Genomic DNA, 22,612 nt, shown 5'->3' on the forward strand with positions numbered 1-22,612 from the left:
TTATTATTTATAGCGTAAATACTTTAAGGAGGCTGTATCATAAATCATGATCAGCCTCTTTTTTATTATTAAGGGTTTATTACTATAAATTCAAACAGCTATCTATTGTTTTTATTTGTTTTAATCATCTGATTTTCATATATTTAAGGTATAGATATATGAGATATGGCAATTAGGCAACCTGTTTTCAAACATTATGATCAGCAGCAAATATTAGCTATTCCTCCAACCCTGGAGGAGCTAATCCCTCAATCCCACCCGGTTAGAGTTGTAAATGAGGTAATTAACAAGATCAATATTGAACCTCTATTAAAAGCTTACCATATCAGGGGAAGTTCCAGTTATCACCCTCAGTTGTTGCTGAAAGTATTGGTTTATGGCTATGTGACCAATATTTATTCCAGCCGTAAATTGGCGACCGCCTGCCAGGAAAGCATCTACTTTATGTGGTTGAGCTCAATGAGCTACCCCGACCATAATACGATTAACAGGTTTAGGGGTGTTCGGTTAAAGAATGCGTTGCGTAACGTGTTTGAAGATGTGGTAAAGCTATTGGCTGATGAAGGGTTGCTAAGTATTGATGAGATCAATACGGATGGAACAAAGATTGAAGCCAATGCGAACAAGTACACCTTTGTCTGGAAAAAATCAATCCAGACGAACAAGGAAAAAATGAAAAAACAACTGACCGAGATCTGGCAGTATGCACAGCAGATCGCTGCCGATGAGGACAAAATGCCTGAACCGCCTGATTTCACAGAGATCGACAGTCAGAAGGTAAAGGCAACGATAGATCAGCTCAATGAAAAACTATCCGGTAAAGAGAACACCGATAAGAAGATGAAGGCTAAGCTTCAATATGTGACTAAGAACTATCCCGTAAACATTGCTAAATACGAGCAGCAGGAAGCTATACTGGAAGAAAGGAACAGCTACAGTAAAACAGATCCTGACGCTACCTTCATGCGCATGAAAGAAGACCACATGAAAAATGGCCAGTTAAAGCCGGGCTATAATGTGCAGATCTCCACCTCCAATCAATTCATTGTTAATTATACCATTCATCCCAATCCTACAGATACCACTACGTTTCCGGCACATATAACGCAGCATGAAACCAGTTTCGGCAAGGCCCCTAAAGTAGTTACCGCAGATGCGGGGTATGGATCAGAAGAAAATTACACACTGCTTGAAGAAAAACAGGCCACCGCTTTTGTAAAGTATGGCATGTTTGATAAAGAGCAGCATGAAAACCACAACAATAACTTTCCGTTTGCTTCGGATAAGCTTTTTTATAACCAGGAAAAGGATTGTTATATCTGCCCGATGGGCCAGCAGATGGATTTCATTGGAAATTACATCAGGAAAACCAGTACCGGGTTTGAACAGCATGTTAAAAGATACCAGGCAAGAAATTGTAGCAATTGTCCGCTGAACGGTGCTTGTCATAAATCAAAACACAACCGGATCATTGAAATCAATGAAAATCTGAAGCGGCAGAAACAAAAGGCTTATCTACTGCTAAACAGCGAAGAGGGTATAGAACGGCGAAAGAAACGGTGTTTCGACGTCGAACCCGTATTCGGAAATATCAAACAGAACCATGGGTTCCGGCGCTTCATGCTCCGCGGTAAAGAAAAAGTCGCCATTGAATGGGGTTTACTTTCAATCGCTCAAAATCTAAGAAAAAAAGCAGCCTAAAGAGCTTCTTTTCTCTCGTTCTCAATCAATAATGTTCGTTAGTTCGAAATCAACAGTAAAAAACTACTTGAAATCAATTTTTTTGCCGTAAAATAAAAAAACCGCATCATTTGAATTATGATACGGCCTCTTTTTCATTTAAATCATTTTCCATGTCGTTTACTTTAAAATCTGTAGTCCCATGGGGACGTACCTTAACGGAATACCAAAAAATGTTTGGTCTAACTCCTGCCGATTTAAATCTTAACTTTTTAAGCGTTGGTGATGGGCCGGCAAGCTTTAACGCCGAATTTACCCGTATGCAAGGACGCGTAACTTCAATAGATCCTGTTTACCAGTTTTCCAGAACGGAGATAGAACAGCGGATCATTGAAACCAAAACCGAAGTTATTGAACAAATGACCAGCAACTACGACAAATTTGTATGGAACGAAATAAAGACGATAGATAATCTTGTTAGCATTCGCATGAACGCGATGAAAACCTTCCTTGCCGATTTTGAAAAAGGCAAAAATGAAGGCCGTTACGTAACCCATATGATGCCGGATAAAACACCTTATCGCGACCAGCAGTTTGATATCGGATTAAGCTCGCACTTCCTGCTATTGTATGCAAATCTTGGTGTCGATTTCCACATTGCAACCATACAGGAAATGTTACGTGTTTGTAAACAGGTACGAATTTTCCCGGTTTTAAACCTTGATGCACAAAAAAATCACGTTATCGATACTGTATTAGACCACTTTGCAAAACACTCTGTTTTAAAATTGGTAAAAGTAGATTACGAGTTTCAAAAAGGTGGCGACCACATGGTTCAAATTCATGCTTAAGTTAGCCGTATAACTATCACCTTTAAATTTTATGTAACAAAGTGTTTGCAATGAAGCCGGGTGAGGCATAAATTATCAATGCCTGCCTCCTTTTACCTAAATTAGGTTCATGAAACACATTAACCTGAATTTCGGCCTGCATATTTGGTACAAGGCACGACCAATTGTTATAGGCGCTTTACTTTATGGTGGTGTTGCCAGCGCGCAATCTGCCAATCCTGTTATCAACAACATCGTGACCGAAGAAACCGGCAACTCGCAATTGGAAAACCTGGCCCACCAGCTTTTTGACGGCATAGGCCCGCGCCTGGTTGGTACGCCGCAAATGAAACAGGCCAATGATTGGGCCGTAGCCAAATACAAAAGCTGGGATATACAGGCCCATAACGAAAAATGGGGCGAGTGGCGCGGCTGGGAGCGCGGTGTTTCGCATATAGATATGGTATCGCCGAGGGTAAAATCATTAGAAGGCACCCAACTGGCCTGGAGCCCCGGCATGGGCAAAAAAACGGTAACAGCCGAATTGATCATCCTGCCCGACCTTGCCGATTCTGTTGCGTTTCAGCAATGGCTGCCCAATGTAAAAGGTAAATTTGTACTGATATCCATGTGCCAGCCAACCGGCAGGCCCGATTATAACTGGACCGAATTTGCCACCAAAGATTCATTCGACAGGATGAAAGCCGCACGTACCGCCCAAACGGATGCCTGGAGAAAGCGCATCAGCAAAACCGGTTTTACCAACAAAACACTGCCGGTTGCACTTGAAAACGCCGGCGCCGCAGGCATTATCACCAATAACTGGTCGGCAGGCTTTGGGGTTGATAAAATTTTTGGCGCGTACACCAAAATAGTCCCCACGGTTGATATCGCGTTAGAAGATTACGGCATGCTTTACCGCCTAACCGAATCGGGCACCAGCCCTAAAATCAGCATTCACTGCGAATCAAAAGAACTGGGTGTAGTACCAACCTTCAACACCATTGCCGAAATTAAGGGCACAGAAAAACCTGATGAATATGTAATGCTAAGCGCGCACTTTGATTCATGGGACGGCGGCACAGGTGCTACCGACAACGGTACTGGTACGCTTACGATGATGGAGGCTATGCGCCTGCTCAAAAAGTATTACCCCCATCCAAAACGTACCATTTTAGTGGGCCATTGGGGCAGCGAGGAAGAAGGGTTGAATGGTTCGCGCGCATTTGTAGAAGACCATCCCGAAATAGTTAAAAACCTGCAGGCCTTGTTTAACCAGGATAACGGCACAGGTCGTGTGGTAAACATCGGCGGCCAGGGTTTTGTTGAATCAAAAGATTATTTAACCAGGTGGCTTGCAGCCGTGCCAGATACGATAAAAAACAGGATAAAAACCAACTTCCCCGGCCAACCCGGCGGCGGCGGTTCTGATTTTGCTTCGTTTGTAGCAGTTGGCGCTCCCGGCTTTTCGTTAAGCTCGCTCAACTGGTCGTACGGGTCATATACCTGGCACACCAACAGGGATACTTATGACAAGGTAGTATTTGATGACTTGAAGAATAACGCCATGCTGGCGGCTATAATGGCTTACATGGCCAGCGAAGACCCGGTAAAAACAACCAATACCAAAACCGAAGGCATCAAATGGCCGGCACAAACCAAAGCCACGCGAAGGGGCGGATTGGATAAGTAATTGGTTAAAACAAGCACCATATACCGGGCAACGGCAAGGGTTTTAACATTGTACATTTATCGACACATTATATTAAAAGCTTCCGGTTTGGGCCGGGAGCTTTTTTGCTTTATCGCATTGTGTAACAATGTGTTTTTCATTAAAACTTTTTGCGTATTTATAGCTTGTTGATTAAATAAACCAACACATAGAATTATGAAACATGCATTTATTTTTGGCACCACCATCTTTTTAAGCGAACAACGTACGCTTACCGTAAATGATGGTAACAACAGCACAGAGTTTTTGCGGATACTAACTTATTACAATGAGCAAAAAGGCAATATAAATCAGCCGCTCCGCATTGATGCACACATTGCCACTACCGATGGCAAGGCATTAAATATTACCGATAATGCAGTTGCCGACAGAGCCGACATCCGCGTGGATTTAAGCAATTACCGCATTAAAGTTTACCAAACGGGCCACGAGGAGCCGGTGCTTGATGTTTACCAAATGGATAAGCACGAATTTCATGGGCTGTCAAGCCACATTCTGAATGAGATTAATGCCCAGCATCCCGACCGTGTAGTTACCATAAAAGGTAATTTTAACGTAGGCGAAGTGCATTTCTTTATTGAAAACGAAAAAATGTTTGTTGATAATAATGGCTACGCAAACGGCGTGGTAAACGCGCACCACGGCATTATCTTATCACCGGTTGATCATGATTTTGATTGATTTGCAAGTACCATAAAGCAGCCTTTGTGTTTTTGCAAAGGCTGCTTTTGAACAAATATTTATTGGTAATGCAGTTTATATCAGACCAGGTCACTCCTGCTCGCCGCCACTGCACTTATCGGCACAGTCGGCTACATGCTCAATGTGCAATACAGTGTTAAACTCAGCTTAAAGTCTTTAAAACCTTAAAAGTTCTTTTTTTGAATTTTTACTTTTGAATTTTGAATTTAATACCCCCACGCCAGAGGCGCATCGGTAGGTTTAATGCCCCAATTTTTGTTGGGTTTCGGCCCCATTACAAATTCCAGTTTACCGCCGCCGGTGATATCACTTTGGGTGATATAAGTTTTGGTGTAGCTTTTACCGTTTAATTTTACCGATTGGATGTAGGCATTTTGCCTGCCCGCGTTTTTTACATTAACTGCGAATACCGTACCATCACCCAGGTTGATCTCTGCGTTTTTTAATATAGGCGAACCGATAGCATAAACCCCGTTGGCCGGGTTAACCGGATAAAAACCCATGGCACTAAATATATACCATGATGACATTTGCCCACAATCTTCGTTACCCGAATAGCCTGATGAGGAGTTATTATACAATTCATTCAGCACTTTGGCTACATACATCTGTGTTTTCCATGGCTGGCCGGCATAGTCATACAGGTAAGCTACGTGGTGGCTTGGCTCGTTGCCATGCGCATACTGGCCAATAAAGCCGGACGCATTGCCGTTTACCTCGCCGGGTTTATCCTTTGTAGAGAAAAACAGGTCGAGCTTTTGGTTGAAAGCGGTATTCCCTCCTACTAAATCAATTAAGCCGGATACGTTTTGCGGCACGTACCAAAAGTACTGCCAGGCATTACCCTCGGTATACGGGCTGCCACCATTGCCGCCATAAGCCAGCGCATCAAAGGGTTCCTGCCAGTTGCCATCCTTCTTTTTGGCCTGAAAAAAGCCTGTTTTGGTGTTGTACAAGTTCCGGTAATATTCAGATCGTTTCATGAAGCGGTCATAATCTTCGGTTTTATCCAGCTTTTTGGCTAATTGTGCCACGCACCAGTCATCATAAGCCATCTCCAGCGTTACCGAAACCGACTGCGATTCGATATCTTCAGGAATATACTGGTATTTTTCCCAGGTAGTAAAAGGCGAGCCGGGATGATCTGTTATGGATGAACCTTTAACCGCTTCGTAAGCCTTCTCCTGGTTAAAACCTTTAATATCTTTCAAAGCCGCATCGACAATAACCGGGATGGCGTGATTGCCTATCATACAATAATTTTCATCGCCCCATAATTGCCATATAGGCAAGTAGCCATAAGTATCATACTGGCGCATCATGCTGTTGATAAAGCCGGCAGTTTTTTCCGGTTGAATGAGCGTATACAAAGAGTGCGCCGCCCTGTAAGTATCCCACAACGAGAAGGTTGAATAATGCGTTTTATCCGGCGCGTTGGCAATGGTTAAATCCGTAGCCTGGTAATCGCCGTTTACATCGGCCATATTATTGGGCTGGGTAAAGGCATGGTACATTCCGGTATAAAAAATCTGTTTTTGCTCCGGGGTACCTTCTATTTTAATTTTGGCCAGTTCATGTTCCCATTGCAGGCTGCTTTGCGTGCTGGTATTATCAAAATCCCAGCCCGGCAGCTCGGCTTTTATATTCATTCGGGCATTCTCGGTACTTACGGGCGACAGGCCTACTTTTACCAATACTTGTTCTTTATCCTTAGTGCTAAAGTTTAAAGCAGCCTTCAGGTTTGTGCCGTTGATGATTGACAGATCCGGATAGCGTTGGCTGCCGCTGGCCAGTACACTACTGGTGAATGGTTTTGAAAATTCGGCATGGAAATAAATTTTTCGCAATTTGGCCCAGCCGCTTAAAATACGATAACCTTCAATGGTGTGGTCGTCTATTACGCGTATTTGCGCACTCACAATTTTACACGACCAGTAGCCCCGTTTTTTGTCAAGCGAGTGGTCCATATCAATAATCACATGCGATTCATCACTTTTAGGAAAAGTATAGCGGTGCAAGCCAACGTGCGATGTTGAGGTAAGTTCGGCGTTGATGTTATAGTCCTTCAGCATTACCTGGTAGTAACCGGGCCGGGCTGTTTCTTCTTTATGCGAGAAGGCAGAGCTATAGCCGCTTCCGGGCTTCCCAGCGCTGCCTGGCACCAGGTTAATTGCGCCAGTGGTTGGCATCATCAGCACATCAAACAAATCGGCAACGCCGGTACCGCTCAGGTGCGTGTGGCTAAAGCCGATGATGGTTTTATCATTATAATCATAACCGGATGCCGGATCGTCCGGTGCTTCGCGGGTATCGGGGCTTAGTTGTACAAAGCCGAAAGGGACTGTTGAACCGGGAAAATTACTGCCCGATAAACTGTTTTTGTCAACAGCGCCGGTACCTATAAAAGGGTTAACATACTGTACCAAATTGCCCGGGGACGATTTTTTTTGGGCAAACACAATGGGACATAAACAAACGAAGCCAATACTTAAAAGTTTTTTCATTAATCAATAGGGTTGATACGGCTAATATACCGCACAAAACTAAATTTAAATGTATCTACATATTTTTTTTATAAGTATATTGGCCAACAACAGGCACAAATATTTGGATGCGCCTAAATTGCGTGCTCAGTTTAGTGTTAACCGTGTTAAAATACAAAATATTGATTATCAAATATTTATGAATATTTTATTTGAAATATGTTAAGTTATGTTAACCCAATTTGATGCGCTTGCCATGGGTCTTCCTTATCACTTAACCAATCGCTACATCATAACAACACGGTTCAGCTGGGTTTAAGGCCCTCATCAGGCCCAGTCAAGCAAGCCATTTTTATGAAATAGGGGCATCCAAAGAAACACATCTGCCAATAGTTCGGACGGGGGTATTTTATTAAATGATGCTGTCGCGGTTATGGCATCGTATAGGTTATCCCCTGCCTGGCATAACGAAAGCAAGGTATATTGCACTTCGGTAACATCGGTCATCGTGACCCTGAAATTCTTGCGGCTTACTGCGATGAATGTTTTTTGGGGCGACGGCAGTTCATAATCCTCACCCCGGTAAACCGCGGTAAAAAACGGGATCATGGGAAAATCCAGTTCCAGCAATCGCAGGCAATCGGGGGTAATTATTTTAGCCGTGTTAAAAAGGACATTCTGGATACTGATCTCCTGGTCACGTTCGGCAGTGCCCTCAGTTCCCGGCGCACGTACGGCTTCCTGCCGGGCACGTTCCAGTTTGGCAAAGGCTACAGGCAGGTTCATAAAATCATTTATAGCCGATTCTTCGCCCGAAATAACGGGAGGCTTTGTTTTAGCCAAAAATCCTGGAAATGCGGCACCCAGATCATACAAAGTAAACGAGGCGGATGGATGATATAACAGGTAAGCTTTAGCAAAGCTATCAAACACTTCATCGCCCATAAATTTCCGGCTAACGGCATAATCGGCATACATGCATTCCAGCAAACGCAGTAAATATCCAGAGCTATAAACGTTCAGGCGGGTATAAACCGATGCTGTACCCTCATCGGCAACAACTACATCGGCTTCATCAAGCCCATGCAGACGCCATGCCTGCCCCAGTTTTTGAGGCAAGTGGCCCGGCGTCATCACTACGGTTTTGAGCCAGTTTTGCAATAATGCTAATTTTTGTTCTTTAGCCATTTGCTGCCAGCAATTGAAATTCAACCGGGTTTGATACAGGCTGATGTTCAGATTTATTAACACCCTGAACGGGGATATTTCCTTTTAAAGCTTCACGGGCCTTGTAAAGTTCAATAAGCAAATCAGGATAATCGGGTATTTTTGCATCCCATTCCAGCAATGTGCTTACACCACCCGTTGATTGCTGGGCCTGGGCATACAATTTCCAAACTTCAGATGGTACAGGTTGGTCATGGGTATCTATCAGCAAATCGCCGCAATCGGTAGGCCCGGCAATATGCATTTGCACAATATGTTTATGTGGCAGGTTGTTGATATAATTTGGTGCATCAAAACCATGATTTGTTGCCGATACAAATACATTGTTTACATCAAGCAACAACCCACACCCTGTTGTAGCAGCCAATGACGATAAAAAACCCCATTCAGAAATTATCGACGCTTTAAACTGCAGATAAGTTGACGGGTTTTCCAATATCAGTGGCCGTTTTAAATAATCCTGTATACGCATTACGCGTTCGCAAACGTGGGTAAGGCTTTCCTGGGTCATGGGCATTGGCAGTAAATCGTGGGTATTGGTATAGGCAACACCCGTCCAGCATAAATGATCTGATATCCACTCCGGCTCGATAGCTTCAGCTAATGCTTTTAACTTTTCCAGGTATTTATAGTTGATAGGATCGGTACTGCCAACAGATAATGATACCCCATGCATTACCACAGGTACCTGTTTGCGCACATGCATCAGCACGTGGCGGGCAAAGCCAAAATCATCCATAAAGTTTTCGCTGATGATCTCGAACCAGTCTACCTGCGCCGGGTTGTGCAGCAGGTAATTAAAATGCTTGTTTCGTAAACCCACGCCAAGGCCCAAATTTGGCAGGCCCAGGCGTGGTAAATTATTATTATTCATAAAAATAATTTTCTTTAGGTTGACGGCGGGAAGGCCAAACGCAAATCACTTGGTTTTGGCTTTTCGGGTACGGGCAATCCCCTTTTCTCCAACACCGCTTTGTAAGCTTTCCAGGCCACATCATAAACCAGCTCGCCCTTTTCGTAATCAAGAATACCGAATGATTTTGGTTTAAAACCGGGCTTGTCTCCAAAATCATACAGTTGCATCCGGTACTCTTCTCCATCTTTTACCGCAGGGTACATTTGTGATGCCGAAATAGGAACAGCGCAGCCACCCAAAGCTTTACAAGCATTATCTGCCGGCGGGCTAAAAGGCAAAGTGTTTGCTGCAGGCCATCCGGGTTGTGTTTTATAAAACGCAGTAGCCTTGCCACCGCACAGCCCGCCGCCCGTAGTCTTCTGAACAAAGCCGCAACCACCTTCGGTTTTACAATCGTTTGATCCTTTGCAGGTATGGTAAATTGCCGTTGTTGCACAGGTTTCCGGGTTATCCTTCAACACATCATCCAGGCTCATTCCCTGGCAGGCATGGTAAAGGTGCTGGGTACGGTCTATTGGTTTATCGTCAGGCGATGTTACGCCAAGGCTGATATCCGGCGCTTTGCCAAAAACAGCCCAACAGATTGACATCCTATCGCCCGAGCCTCCCATTGATGGGTAAGGGAACTGTGTTTTAGGATTTTTAAAATAATCGTTAAGTACTTTGGTTACACCGGCTATGGCGCCTGTAGAGGCGCGGCTAAACAGTTCAAAGTTTTTTTCATCGGCATCATTCAACTTTAACCTGTTTAAAGCACCGGCAATATCGCCTGATGCAGGCAGCTGCGGATTGTGTGAAGCATCATAAGCTGCCGTTTGCAATGATTCGGCCGACCATGAATTACCTTTCGCATGCCATTGGTCCCAGGTTTCAATCTGTCCTTCCATTAGCAGTTCCATCACAAACTTAAAAGTTTCAAAATGGTCCATTTTTCCAAATGTGTCGCGGGCATCTGCTTTGGCCGATGGCGCATCGGCTCCGGTAGCTGTAAATGATGGATATTTATTTTTCAAAACCGGGCAGCTTGGCCTAAATTGGTCTTGTACGACGCTTAGGTTAACATGCTCATGAGCACCCCTGCTTTTATTCATCCTGTCCAGGATTTGTTTAATTACGCCGCCGCCTTCACCCTGATCGGTAATGCCGTTAATCATGTTCATGGCATCCAGCAGAGCAGCTTCCGATTCGGTATTCTGGATACTGGTAGCAATGCCGGGGTATTCATCATCGCCGGGATCTTTCGGATCTGGTTCTGTTTTAGGGTTGAGTCTCTCCGGATTAAAAATTTCCTTTTGTACGGCTACATCACCTCCGCCCTTTCCTTTTTCAAAAACAATATCCCAAAGGGTTGCCCCATCGGTATAGGTTATGGACAGGTAATTCCACAATTGCAGGTACATGTTCCCTATCGATCCAAACAAAGGCAAATCGGCTCCAGGTTTCCAGTTATCAAAAGGAGCTTTCTCATTGTATTTAGCAATTTTATCAGGATTGAGCACTTTTTCGGCATCAGTTTCGGTTTGCTCAATAGCCAAAAACAAGCGTACCTGTTCTTTATTCATTGCCCCTGTTTTAACTTTTACCTTGTCGAACGGCGCCACGCAATCTTTAAAGTCGAGGATGTGCGGCAGCACTGTTTTATCATCGCCATAACATTTCCAGGCATAAGTTTCCTCATCCTGTAAGGGCTCGCAGGTAAACTTTGGTTCATAACCAATTACTTTTGCCAGGTTTGATACAATTTGCAGGTGCAGCATTTCGGCCACAAAAACACTAAAAACAGCATTAAATGCTTTTTCGTTTGCCGTTGCAGGTTTGGCCGTTGCCGCCATGCCTGGCCAGGTGCGACCCAGGTAAAAGTTATTGCCTTTGCTGTTTATCTCATGCATACCTTGCAGGGAGTACAACGAGGTCATGTACAAAGGGATGGTAAACAACTCGACGTTGACCGCTGCCTGTACAATAGCGTGCAGGGCCTGTTCGTCAACCTCCTTAAAGGAAACCGGGCGGTTTTTTAGCCGGTCGTCATGCGTAAACAGTAAGGTACTTTTCATGGTTAGGGTTTTATTCTGGTTTATAATAGTTTATTGCCGATTACATTTCCAAACCGGTAACTTATGCTTACTTCATGGGTGGTGATATTAACGCCCCCCAGGTTATTTGATGATGTGCCAAACTGGTAGCTATACCCTACCCTGAATGCTTTACCGATCACCGATAACATTGCCGCTGCTTTTTTATCAGTGCGGTAATTTAAGCCTATGCCCAATTGCTCCTTAAGATACAATGTGCCCGAAATATTTGCCAAAACCGGCGATCCGTTTACATAGCTAACCAACGTGGCTGGTTTAACCTTTACATCGTCGCTTACATCGGCCAGGCAGGCCCCTGTAAAGTAATAATGTGTGCGCAGGTAATTGGCCTGCTGTTGTGATGCCGTGCCCAGGCTACGGATGGTAAACTCTGGAACCGATAAGCCTAAATAGTAATTGGCACTGTACAACATCACCCCGAAACCGATGTTAGGTTTCGTTTCGCGCACATCATTCATAAACTGCGGGTCGGTAGCATCCAGTTGCGAATAATTGCCTACATAATTACGTACGCCTAAATTTAAAGCCACAGCCAGGTAATCGGTTTGGGTAAGCTGCACGCCTTTAGCAAAAAAAACGTTAGCCTCAATTTGTTTCTCTACAGCAGCCTGGTCATTCAGTACATACACACCGGCTGCGCCGTTGATAGATTCGATAGGAAAATTGGCATTCAGCATTAGGCTGCTTGGCGCACCATCTATACCTATAAACTGCTTGCGCCCCAGCACGCTTACAGACCCGGCCTTATCAAGTATAGAATACGCCGGGTTAACTGCTGTAAGGTTATCTGCATATTGGCTGTAGTTATAAATTTGTTGTTGCGCAAAAACCTTACTGCAAATTGTAAATGCAAGTATCAGGCTTAGCTTTATCGTATTTTTTTTGATGAACATTTTTTGTAATCCTGGTTAGCCAGTGTGTTTAGTAGTATGGTATTACTCTTTCATCTAAGGCAGCTTTGCGGAATTTACTCCGCAAACCCGCCTATGAAAAACTAAGTAATGATAGCGTGAATTATTAGCTTGTATACAGGGATTATTAGCCTAAATTGTAGCCATTCACCAGCTATTTTTACCCTTCTTTGGCAGATAAATTACAGTAAACCATGGTTACCTGTCTGCTAACGGCAACCATGGCCAGTAATATTCCTTACCAGGCTTCTATTCTATTCCTGTTAATATTTCAGGATGATATAACCTGTCTTACGTTTGGTTTCATTACCATCCTTGTACTCCAACGAATAGTAATAAGTGCCCGGCTTTTGCATAGCCAAGTTCTTGTTGGAGTGGCCGTCAAACACATTCCCATTACTGCCATAGCCTTGTACGTCGTATATCAGTACACCGCCGGCGTTCATGATGCTCAGGTGGTTATCGGCGTAGTTTTCAATACCATCAATGATGAACACGTCGTTAATACCATCGCCGTTTGGCGACAGGGCCTGATGAACGGTGATATTCCTGGTGTTTATTTCATCTGGTTGCTTTTCAATTCCGACGGCGGGGCTCAAAGCCAATGAATTTAAGTTCATGTTACCCGGGTCATTTTTATTTACAACAATCGAATAAGTACGGACACTGACACCATCCTGGGCGGTTACGGATATATGGATTGTTGTGGAACCGGTTGCATTCAGCGTTATTGGGCCGGATGTAACCCCGCTGGCTACCGTATTGCCCTCAATCTGTATGGTTGCATTGGGGTCTGAAGTTGTAGCTACAACCGCAACTGTGGATGCTGTCACCGATACCGAGGTTTGGTAATTTATATTACTCGTACCCGTTGTTATTGATAATGGGCTTGACGGGCTTAATGCCAATGAACTTATTGAGGTATTACTTGATCCGTTTTTGTACACGGTTATGGAATATGTGCGGACACTTACACCATCTTCGGCTGTTGCAGAAACATGGATGATAGTAACTCCGGTGGCGTTCAGCATTATCGGGGCAGATGCACTGCCACTGGCTACCGTATTACCTTCTACCCGTATCACCGCGTTAGGATCTGTAGTTGTAGCCGTAACTGTTATGCTCGATATCGAAGCCAATACTGAAGTTTGATAATTTACCGCGCTGCTACCGGTTATAGCCGTCAAGGTGGAGGCCGGGCTTAGGCTTAACGAGGTTAAAGCGGGGTTACTTGACCCGTTTTTATACACAACGATGGAATAGGTACGAATGGTGACGCCATCCTCGGCTGTTATAGAAATATGAACAGTAGTAGTTCCCGTAGCATTCAGCGTTATAGGGTCAGATGTACTGCCACTTGACACAATATTCCCTTCAACCCGTATCACCGAGTTAGGATCTGACGCTATAGCCTTAATAGTTATGCTGGATGTGCTTGCAGATACCGAAGTTTGATAATTTACGTTACTGCTGCCGGTTGTAGCCGTGAGCGTGGAGGCCGGGCTTAATATTAGGGACGTAAGCAAGGCATTACTTGACCCGTTTTTATTTACAACAATCGAATAAGTACGGACACTGACACCATCCTGGGCGGTTACGGATATATGGATTGTTGTGGAACCGGTTGCATTCAGCGTTATCGGGCCGGATGTAACCCCGCTGGCTACGGTATTGCCCTCAATCCGGATGACTGCATTTGGGTCAGAAGTTGCAGCTACAACGGCGACAGTGCCGGCTGTCACCGATACCGAGGTTTGGTAATTTACGTTACTGGCACCCGTTGTTATTGACAACGGAGTTGACGGGCTTAATGCCAATGAACTTATTGAAGTATTACTCGATCCGTTTTTGTACACGGTAATGGAATAAGTACGAACACTTACCCCATCTGCAGCCGTCGCAGAAACATGGATGATAGTAGCTCCGGTGGCGTTCAGCATTATCGGGGCAGATGCACTGCCACTGGCTACCGTATTACCTTCTACCCGTATCACCGCGTTAGGATCTGTAGTTGTAGCCGTAACTGTTATGCTCGATATCGAAGCCAATACTGAAGTTTGATAATTTACCGCGCTGCTACCGGTTATAGCCGTCAAGGTGGAGGTTGGGCTTAGGCTTAACGAGGTTAAAGCGGGGTTACTTGACCCGTTTTTATACACAACGATGGAATAGGTACGAATGGTGACGCCATCCTGGGCGGTTATAGAAACATGAACGGTAGTAGACCCGGTAGTATTCAGCGTTATAGGGGCAGATGTACTACCGCTGGCTACCGTATTGCCTTCTACTCGTATCACCGCGTTAGGGTCTGTCGTGGTGGCTGTAACTGTTATGCTCGATGTCGGGCCCGATACTGAAGTTTGGTAATTTATGGTGCTGCTGCCGGTTATAACCGTCAAGGTGGAGGCGGGGCTTAATGTTAATGCACTCACACCTACATTAGTTGACAATCCGGCAGCAGAACGATTTACTGTTAATGTATAGGTACTGGTAGTAGTGCCGTCCTGCGCGGTTGTTACTATACTTATAATATTTGAACCCTCGTTCAATGATATAACTGATGATAATACGCCATGGGGAACTGGCGTGCCATTAGCAGTAACTGTTGCATTGGCATCATTGGTGCTTGCCCCAATTTTTATGGTACTAACCGCATTAGGCACATTAAGCGTATAACTACTCGCGGCCTGATTAAATACCGGGTTTAAAGATCCGGCATTGGTAGTTAAACCAGTAAGTGTGGCATCGGCGGATACAGGCCTGCTAACCGTTATTGTATAGGTGTTTTTAGTGATACCATCGGCCGCAGTTATTTCAACAGGTATGATAGTATTACCGCCATTCAAGGTAACAGGGGCGGAAGCCACTCCGGACAGGACTGCTGCCCCATTTACTTTTACGGTTGATGTTGTATCGCTAAGGGTTGGCGTAACCGTTATCGATACATCGCCGATGGATACTGCAGCCGTATAGGCGTTAGTATTGGCATCAAAAACGGGGCTTAAGCTTCCTTTGCTCAAAGTAAGATTAGACAGGCCGACATTCGATTGACGGGTTATTATTAAACTATACGTTTTGGTAGTCGTGCTATCCTGAGCTTTTACCATAATAGTTATGGCATTAGCACCTACGGTTAGGGGGATATCGATGGTGCCGCTAACATCCAGGCCGTTGCCGTTTACAAGTACCGCCGCATTAATATCATTTGCAAATGGCGAAAGTGTTAAAGTACCTGTGGCGTTGCTTACTGTGGCTGTATAAGCTGTTGTACCGGCATCGAATAAAGGGCTTAATGTCCCGTCGCTTAAACCAAGGCCGGCCAAAGCTGCATCAGTTGATGCTGCCGCACGATTAACAGTAAGGCTATAGGTTTTGGTGGTAATACCATCTTCAGCGGTCACAACAACCGGTATTGGATTACTGCCTGCGTTTAAAGGCACACTCAAACCAGATCCGGATGCAGCAAATATACCGCCTATAGTAATTAACGCGTTGGCATTGGTTGCGGCCGGGGTTATGGTAATTGAACCCGTTGTGTAATTCACGGATGTTGTATAAGTATCTGTACCGCTGCTAAACACCGGGCTAAGGGTACCGCTACTGAGGCCTAAGCCGGTCAAAGTAGCATCTGTAGACGGCACTGCCCTGGTAATAGTCACCGTATATGTTTTGGTGGTACTGCCATCCTGTGAGGTTATTGTTGTTGTTACCACATTGGCGCCTGCATTTAGCGGGATCAGCACCGATGGCGTGGCTGGAGTAATAGTTGTTGTATTACCCCCATTTGTTACGGTAATGACAGATGTCGCCTCGGCAGTTACCGGCGTAAAGTTAACAGACGATACATTACCCGCAACCGAAGCTGTATAATTTACGGTGTTCCGGGAAAAAACAGGTGATATAGCTCCGCTGCTCAAAACAATGTTACCCAGGAAAGCCTGGCTTGCCGACGGACGAAGCACATTTAAAGCGTAGCTTGTAAAATTCACTCCATCCGGAGCTGTTACCCTCACAGTGATGCGTTGGTTGCCTACAAATAATGAACTGTTGGTGTATGAAGGCGTTGAAGCATTAATGGTTTGTCCGCCGGCTGTTACGCTTGCATCGGCTGCCGAAGCCACCGGTGTAACCGTAATAGCATTATCACTGGCGGCTACAACTACCGTATAGCTTGTTACAGCCGGTGAAAACGCGGGTGCAAGAGCGCCTTTATCTACCGCTAATGAACTTAGGGTAACATCTACAAACGGCAACCTTATGGCATGTACGGTATAATATTGTGTATTGGAGTTATCCGCTGCTGTAATACCTATGGTAAATAGATTATCACCTACAGCAAGGGGCAGGTTATCAGATGCGCCACCAGATATTGCATAGCCGTTTACTGTAATAACCGTACCGCCAGGGTCAGACGCGTTGGGACTTAGCCTTATAGCCGTTACATTATTAGGAATAGTAGCGGTAAGGCTATTGGTGGCCTGGTTAATGATAGCCGAATATCCCGCGTTACCTGAAAGGATAACATTAATTAAACCTGCATCTGATGAATATGCCCGGTTGATGGTAATATTATAGGTATTGTTACCACCGCCAAATGAGTATACATTTACAGGAACAATGTTCACACCGCCCTGTAACGCTACAAACTTAGACTCACCTGTACTTACGGGTACCCCGCCTACTCTTAATTCGGCACGGCTATCCTGTGCTACAGGTGCAATTGCGACACCGGTTATATTAGGGTTGCTGATGATCATCGTATAGTCATTCGTCGCCGGATCAAATACGGGGATTAACGGTGTTATTGTGCCGTTGATGTTCATCGTTAAGCTTTGCAGCAAGTTATTTGTCGAGAAGTTCCTGGTTACATTTATGGTGTAGGTTTTTTGAGTTACTCCATCGCCGGCAGTAACAACGATCACCATAGGTTCAACTGCCGAAAAGTATTGAAGCGTGGTGGCGTTGCCAGTGGCAGTATTTAAAGCCACGCCGTTGATGGTTATCGTTGCGCCGTCGTTGGTTGCAATTGGTTTCAGGGTGAAGGCCATTACATCGCTGGTTACTGTGGTGTTATAAGTGTAAGTACCACTATCAAAAGGCACATCCAATCCCGAAATGGTGGTCATGATACCCAGATTGACTAATGTAGCATCGGTCGATGTCGCCCTGTTTACTGTTATGTTGTAGGTTCTTGGTGTTCCGTTTTGTGCTGTCACAGTTATAGGTACTTGGTTATCGCCTATAGCAAGTGCACTTGTAAAAGCCGCTCCTGATGGTGCGGGCAAGCCATCATGAGTTCCGTAGGCAGTAGCATCAAAAGTGGGTGTAATATCTATAGATTTAGTTGCATTACTTACCTGCACAGTGTAGTTAAGCGTAGCGCTGTCAAATGCGGGGCTAAGCGACCCTGCGCTTAAAGCCAGGCTGTTCAACAGGTTGTTTGATGAAAAGGCGCGGTTGATTACTATGCCGTAGTAGCTTTGCGTAGTGCCGTCTTGCGCGGTTACTACTAAATTGTATGCGTTGTCGCCCAAATTAAGCGGCAGTGTCACCGACGTACCCGACGTTGCAGGATTGCCGTTGACTGTTATAGTGGCATTGGGTTCATGAACTACTGCGGTAACATCAAAACTGGTTACCGTATTGGCTACGTTTGACCGGTATACATTGTATACATCGGGTGTTGGCGTACCTGTGCTAATGGTAAAGCTATTTAATGTTGCGTCCGAGGAAGGCAGGCGGGTTACGGTAACATTATATGGGTTGGTGGTGGTACCATCCTGCGCGGTTACATTTACCGGGATAACATTGGGGCCAACATTTAAAGAAATACTGCCCGATGACATGCCGGATGTTACCTGGCTGCCATTCACAGTTACCCTGGCGTTAACATCAGATAAGGTTGGCGTTAAAGTTAACGATGTAACACCTGTTGCAACTGTTGCCGTATAATTATTAGTGCCCGATGCAAACGAGGGCGATAAACTGCCCTGGCTGATAGCTAAACTGCTCAGGTTACCATTGGTTGATAAGAATATAGAAAACGCCGAAGCATTTGAAGCATCCTGTACAATGTTATAATTGGCCGAGCTTAACCCTGCGCCATCAATAGCATATGTGCCAACAGGTGTACTTGTTGTTGCAGTTGTACTAAAGCTAAGCGTGCCGGTAGTAGCTGATGCCTGGGTATCGCCATTTAAAAAGCCTGTTACTGTACCAGTTACCGATGGGTTGGCCGTATTAAATGCCCGGCTTGCCGGAGTGGCCACGTAACTCAGTGTGTTTTTGGTGATGGTTAAGGCCGTATTGTTAACTGCGGCAGCTGTTATGTTATAGTTGGCTGCTGACAGGCCGCTTAAAGTTATAGGGTAACTGCCCACACCGCTGGCTGTGCCGGCAGTGGTACTATAAACCGGCGTACCTGTTAAAGCAGTTGCAGCGGTTTCGTTATTTACGTAACCGGTAATAGCACCGCTTAATGTAGGATTGGTTTCACCGTAATGTTTGGTGGCTGCCTGGGCTGTAAAGATTAAATCGGCCTTGGTTACAGTAAACGCAGTGACATTGGATGATGCAGCAGAAAACGTGTAGTTGAGTGCATCGAGGCCGCTAACCGTAATGGGATAAGCGCCAACCGGGCTGCTAACTGTGGCTGTGGTAGCGTACGAAAGGGAATTAAGTACCTGGTCAATCGTCTGACCGTTTGCCATACCGGTAAACACTACATTCAATGCCGGGTTTACGGCACCATAAACTTTGGTTGCCGGTTGTGCGGTATAGGTAATAACAATTTTATTAAGCGTTAATGCTGTAGTATTTGCCGTAGCCTGTACAAAGCTATAATTGGCCGAGTTAAGCCCGCTTCCTACAATTCCGTACTGGATAACATTTGTGTTATTAGTAGTTACAGGAGATGTAGCATCTGCTGCCGAGGTAAAAACCATGGTACCGGTTGTAGCGGTTGCCTGGGTGTCGCCATTCACAAAGCCGGTTACCGAGCCTGTAAAGGTTGGATTGGCTGCGCCGTAATCGCGCGATACAACGTTAGCGGTATAGGTTAATACTGCCTTGTTTACAGTTAGCTGCCTGCTTACATTTGGTGCCGCAAGGTACGTAGTATTGCCCCCTTGTGCTGCCGTAATATTTACGGTACCGGCACCCACAATATGCACAAGGCCGGCACTGGTTACAGTGGCTACATTGTCGTTGTCGCTGGTATAAGTTATAGGTAGCGTACTGGCTGCTACAGCGCCTAAAGTAAAATCTGCCGCCCCATAGGTTACTGCCGGAATACTATTAAAAGTGATGGCCTGAGGGGTTTTGTCCTTGGTAATAGTGGTAGTATACGTTTTTGTGGTGAAACCATCCTGCGCGGTTACTATGGTAGTGATGGTATTACTTCCCGGGTTTAAACTGAGCGCACCGGATGCTGAACCGGATGCTACGGTTGTATTATTAATTTTCACTGAGGCATTCGCTTGCGCAACCGTTGGGGTAATGGTTAACGACGTTACATTATAAGTCACATTTGCAGTATAGGCGGTTGTATCGGGTGCAAATACCGGACTTAAAGTACCGGAGCTGAGTGCAAAACTTGTAAGATTAGCGTTGTTGGATAAAGTTGTGAAGCTTTTTACATCCCCGTACGAAGTACCCGCGCTACTTATTGCGTATGCCCGGGTATAATAAGTTGCCACAGGGTTAAGGCCGGTAATACTTGCCGAAAAAGCACCTATACCACTGCCCATTACCTGTTTGGTATCGGTACCTATAACCGGCAACGCGTGTACCGAGCTATAAACCACTCCCCTTTCTGTAACCGCTACATCGCTCCGGGCTATATTACCCCCGATTGTTACCGAGCCCGACGATATAACGGTGGCTGCTGTTGTTGTAAGCGATGCAAGTTTAGGTACCCAAAGCCCCGGAGCAACCGCAGTTGATGGCAGGGATTGAATAGAGATTACCTCTGTTGTGTTGCCGGTGGTAAGATCAACTGAGAATATTGCCCTATGGGTTGAAAGATTGTCATAAATATACGCTTTGTTGTTACCGGCATCAAGCGCCATCTGGTATGCGGGAGCATTGATAATTGACGACTTTATAGCAACCTGGCCGGTACCGTCAGAATGTATCTTATAAAGTGCGTCATTGGCAGTTTTTGAACCTGTATTATCTGATGTTAACAAATAAATATAATCTGTAACAGGGTCATAATCGCAATCGACGCCTACAATAGAGCCTGATGCAGCGGTTGTTGGCGATACCCTGGCCACCGAGGCAGTATAACCTGACAAACTGAGCGTTACAAATCCATGGTCGGCGAATAAATTTTCATAAACAAATACCCGGCTATTGGCAATATCGAGTGCAAGGAAAGATGGGTTTTTACAAAACCCGCTTATGAGTATTGTCGAACCAGTGCCATCGGGCTTTACCCTAACAAGTGCGTCATTTGCAGTTGCTGTTGATGGCGTACCATCCTGTACTACATAATAAATATAATCGTTGACAGGATCGTACTTTATTGATTGTATCCTGCCGGTTAATGTAACCGGGATAGTTGTTGTTACAGCGCCGGTGTTTAAATCAATTACCTTTATACTTAATCCGTTTGGCGGGGTTAATGAATATGTTTCGTATACAAATGCCCTGTGGTTAGGCAGGTCGACCTGTAATATCGTAGGTGAATATGCAATGCCTGAAACCAGGCTGATTCCCTCAGAGCCATCTGCCTTAACCCTGTATAGCGCGTCATCAACCGATTTGGTATCCTTGTTGGCGTCATTGGTTAAGTAATATACCTGTGCATGGCTCTGCGCGGCAATGCCAACTAAAACCAAAAGCAATAAGACCGTTAAAAGGTTGCGAAGCTTATTTACCCGCGGGCTTTTTAATAAAAGTAAAGGTTTCATCATAAAAAATTTATTGATATCTTGATTATTTTAACCGGCCTATTGCCGTTAACATTTGTCATTAAAAGCCCTGTGTTCGTATTTTTATGTCCATGCGGGGCCATTGCAGACATAGGTTATCAGAGTTTACTATACCAACTATAGTAAGCGGGCATAAATTTCGTGGTATACTTAACAGACGTGATATAGTACAACCCCTGCCTTATTGTAAAGCAGGGGTTAGTTCTTTTTGGTAAACCGGCCTTATTCAGGCCACCGGGTTATAATTAATACTAAGGCCTTGGCGGATAGATACCTTCCAGAGCTATAATGAAAGTTATGGCCAAAACAGGTTGAACTAATTTTACCGCGGTTGCACCTCCAACTGTTGATACCGTACCTGCGTTTAAAGTAACGTCTGGCGCAACATCTGAATACAGGTTTGTACTTTCGCCTGAAACAGAGTCGATAAGGGCCGACGGGTAAAAATTTGTTGGTAAAACCTGGTTGGCGCCGGTTGAATTGGCATTGATAAGGTGTGAGTGAGCAGGCATCTGGTCTTTTGAAAGCACAACAGATTCTGAACCATCTTTTTGACCGAGATAGTAACCTGATGTAATGCCAGTGCTTGCACCTGCATTAACCGGCGCGCGGCCGCGCAAATCGGGCACGGCAAAGTTACTTGCGCCATCACCGCCATAATAGGTCTGGATGATCGAAAATAATTTATCCCACTGATCAATTCTTAATAAGCTGCCATCGCAAAGCGCCCAGCCACGGGGGGCAAAATCGCCTGCAAACATTCTGATCTCGCCAATGTAAGGTTCCATAGTAATAAGTTTTATAGTTTAAATAATAAGTTAGTTTTAGGGGGGAGTGAATTAGTTGTTTTGGTTTAATCGGTTATAAATATATGCCATTATATCAAGCGAAAAATTTTATCTATAGTTAACATTCAAAACCAATTGCTATGAGCATCAGCTTAATTATCAATATTTTATGATAATACACCATTAGTTAATTTAATTACAAATTCCAGTGTACAGCCACTACAACAAAGCATTATTATTGCTGCCAGGTTATGTTTAAACATTGCATCAACACACGTAACAAAACCGTTACTTCATTTTCTTTGCTTTTGCAT

11 protein-coding genes are annotated in these 22,612 nt (G+C 44.8%); 4 read left to right on the forward strand and 7 right to left on the reverse strand.

Going from position 1 to position 22,612, the window contains the following annotated elements; translation table 11 throughout:
• The first annotated feature begins 165 nt into the window (after window positions 1-165).
• The 4 genes from ACFGVS_RS08765 to ACFGVS_RS08780 all read left to right on the forward strand — a co-directional run bounded on the left by ACFGVS_RS08765 (window position 166) and on the right by ACFGVS_RS08780 (window position 4,923).
• Window positions 166-1,701 (forward strand): IS1182 family transposase, encoded by a 1,536-nt coding sequence (locus tag ACFGVS_RS08765; RefSeq protein WP_439697858.1) that lies wholly within the window; start codon window positions 166-168, stop codon window positions 1,699-1,701.
• 152 nt (window positions 1,702-1,853) lie between these two features.
• Window positions 1,854-2,531, forward strand: a complete 678-nt coding sequence (locus tag ACFGVS_RS08770; protein ID WP_090651915.1) for an SAM-dependent methyltransferase — start codon at window positions 1,854-1,856, stop codon at window positions 2,529-2,531.
• A gap of 109 nt (window positions 2,532-2,640) precedes the next feature.
• The gene (locus ACFGVS_RS08775; protein ID WP_439698326.1) at window positions 2,641-4,203 is read left to right on the forward strand and encodes a M20/M25/M40 family metallo-hydrolase; all 1,563 of its coding nucleotides are present in this window, start codon (window positions 2,641-2,643) and stop codon (window positions 4,201-4,203) included.
• Window positions 4,204-4,398: 195 nt separating this feature from the next.
• Window positions 4,399-4,923 (forward strand): hypothetical protein, encoded by a 525-nt coding sequence (locus ACFGVS_RS08780; RefSeq protein ID WP_090651916.1) that lies wholly within the window; start codon window positions 4,399-4,401, stop codon window positions 4,921-4,923.
• A 227-nt stretch (window positions 4,924-5,150) separates the two neighbouring features.
• Here ACFGVS_RS08780 and ACFGVS_RS08785 read toward each other — a convergent pair whose 3' ends face one another.
• The 7 genes from ACFGVS_RS08785 to ACFGVS_RS08815 all read right to left on the reverse strand — a co-directional run bounded on the left by ACFGVS_RS08785 (window position 5,151) and on the right by ACFGVS_RS08815 (window position 22,298).
• A complete protein-coding gene (locus tag ACFGVS_RS08785; protein ID WP_439698327.1) occupies window positions 5,151-7,448 on the reverse strand; it encodes a GH92 family glycosyl hydrolase in 2,298 nt (765 codons plus the stop codon).
• A gap of 306 nt (window positions 7,449-7,754) precedes the next feature.
• A complete protein-coding gene (locus ACFGVS_RS08790) occupies window positions 7,755-8,615 on the reverse strand; it encodes an HvfC/BufC N-terminal domain-containing protein (protein WP_439698328.1) in 861 nt (286 codons plus the stop codon).
• Entirely contained in the window at window positions 8,608-9,528 is a 921-nt protein-coding gene (bufB, locus tag ACFGVS_RS08795) for an MNIO family bufferin maturase (protein ID WP_439698329.1), read from the reverse strand. The genes ACFGVS_RS08790 and bufB overlap by 8 nt, the downstream gene beginning before the upstream one ends.
• Before the next feature lie 14 nt (window positions 9,529-9,542).
• On the reverse strand, window positions 9,543-11,624 hold the full coding sequence (locus tag ACFGVS_RS08800; RefSeq protein WP_439698330.1) for a ferritin-like domain-containing protein: 2,082 nt from the start codon (window positions 11,622-11,624) through the stop codon (window positions 9,543-9,545).
• Window positions 11,625-11,644: 20 nt separating this feature from the next.
• A complete protein-coding gene (locus tag ACFGVS_RS08805; protein ID WP_439698331.1) occupies window positions 11,645-12,556 on the reverse strand; it encodes a PorP/SprF family type IX secretion system membrane protein in 912 nt (303 codons plus the stop codon).
• A gap of 281 nt (window positions 12,557-12,837) precedes the next feature.
• Complete coding sequence (locus ACFGVS_RS08810; protein ID WP_439698332.1) at window positions 12,838-21,492, reverse strand: cadherin-like beta sandwich domain-containing protein; 8,655 nt, start codon at window positions 21,490-21,492, stop codon at window positions 12,838-12,840.
• A gap of 269 nt (window positions 21,493-21,761) precedes the next feature.
• Window positions 21,762-22,298 carry a phage tail protein gene (locus ACFGVS_RS08815; protein ID WP_274212793.1) on the reverse strand — a complete coding sequence of 179 codons (537 nt, stop codon included), beginning with the start codon at window positions 22,296-22,298 and terminating at the stop codon, window positions 21,762-21,764.
• Window positions 22,299-22,612: the final 314 nt, after the last annotated feature.

Source organism: Mucilaginibacter sediminis (assembly GCF_051903035.1).
Taxonomy (GTDB): Bacteria; Bacteroidota; Bacteroidia; order Sphingobacteriales; family Sphingobacteriaceae; genus Mucilaginibacter.

Bases quoted from the DNA above. Each gene is read 5' to 3' on its own strand.
- ACFGVS_RS08765 (WP_439697858.1), top strand. From the start codon at position 166: ATGGCAATTAGGCAACCTGTTTTCAAACATTATGATCAGCAGCAAATA.
- ACFGVS_RS08770 (WP_090651915.1), top strand. From the start codon at position 1,854: ATGTCGTTTACTTTAAAATCTGTAGTCCCATGGGGACGTACCTTAACG.
- ACFGVS_RS08775 (WP_439698326.1), top strand. From the start codon at position 2,641: ATGAAACACATTAACCTGAATTTCGGCCTGCATATTTGGTACAAGGCA.
- ACFGVS_RS08780 (WP_090651916.1), top strand. From the start codon at position 4,399: ATGAAACATGCATTTATTTTTGGCACCACCATCTTTTTAAGCGAACAA.
- ACFGVS_RS08785 (WP_439698327.1), bottom strand. From the start codon at position 7,448: ATGAAAAAACTTTTAAGTATTGGCTTCGTTTGTTTATGTCCCATTGTG.
- ACFGVS_RS08790 (WP_439698328.1), bottom strand. From the start codon at position 8,615: ATGGCTAAAGAACAAAAATTAGCATTATTGCAAAACTGGCTCAAAACC.
- bufB (WP_439698329.1), bottom strand. From the start codon at position 9,528: ATGAATAATAATAATTTACCACGCCTGGGCCTGCCAAATTTGGGCCTT.
- ACFGVS_RS08800 (WP_439698330.1), bottom strand. From the start codon at position 11,624: ATGAAAAGTACCTTACTGTTTACGCATGACGACCGGCTAAAAAACCGC.
- ACFGVS_RS08805 (WP_439698331.1), bottom strand. From the start codon at position 12,556: ATGTTCATCAAAAAAAATACGATAAAGCTAAGCCTGATACTTGCATTT.
- ACFGVS_RS08810 (WP_439698332.1), bottom strand. From the start codon at position 21,492: ATGATGAAACCTTTACTTTTATTAAAAAGCCCGCGGGTAAATAAGCTT.
- ACFGVS_RS08815 (WP_274212793.1), bottom strand. From the start codon at position 22,298: ATGGAACCTTACATTGGCGAGATCAGAATGTTTGCAGGCGATTTTGCC.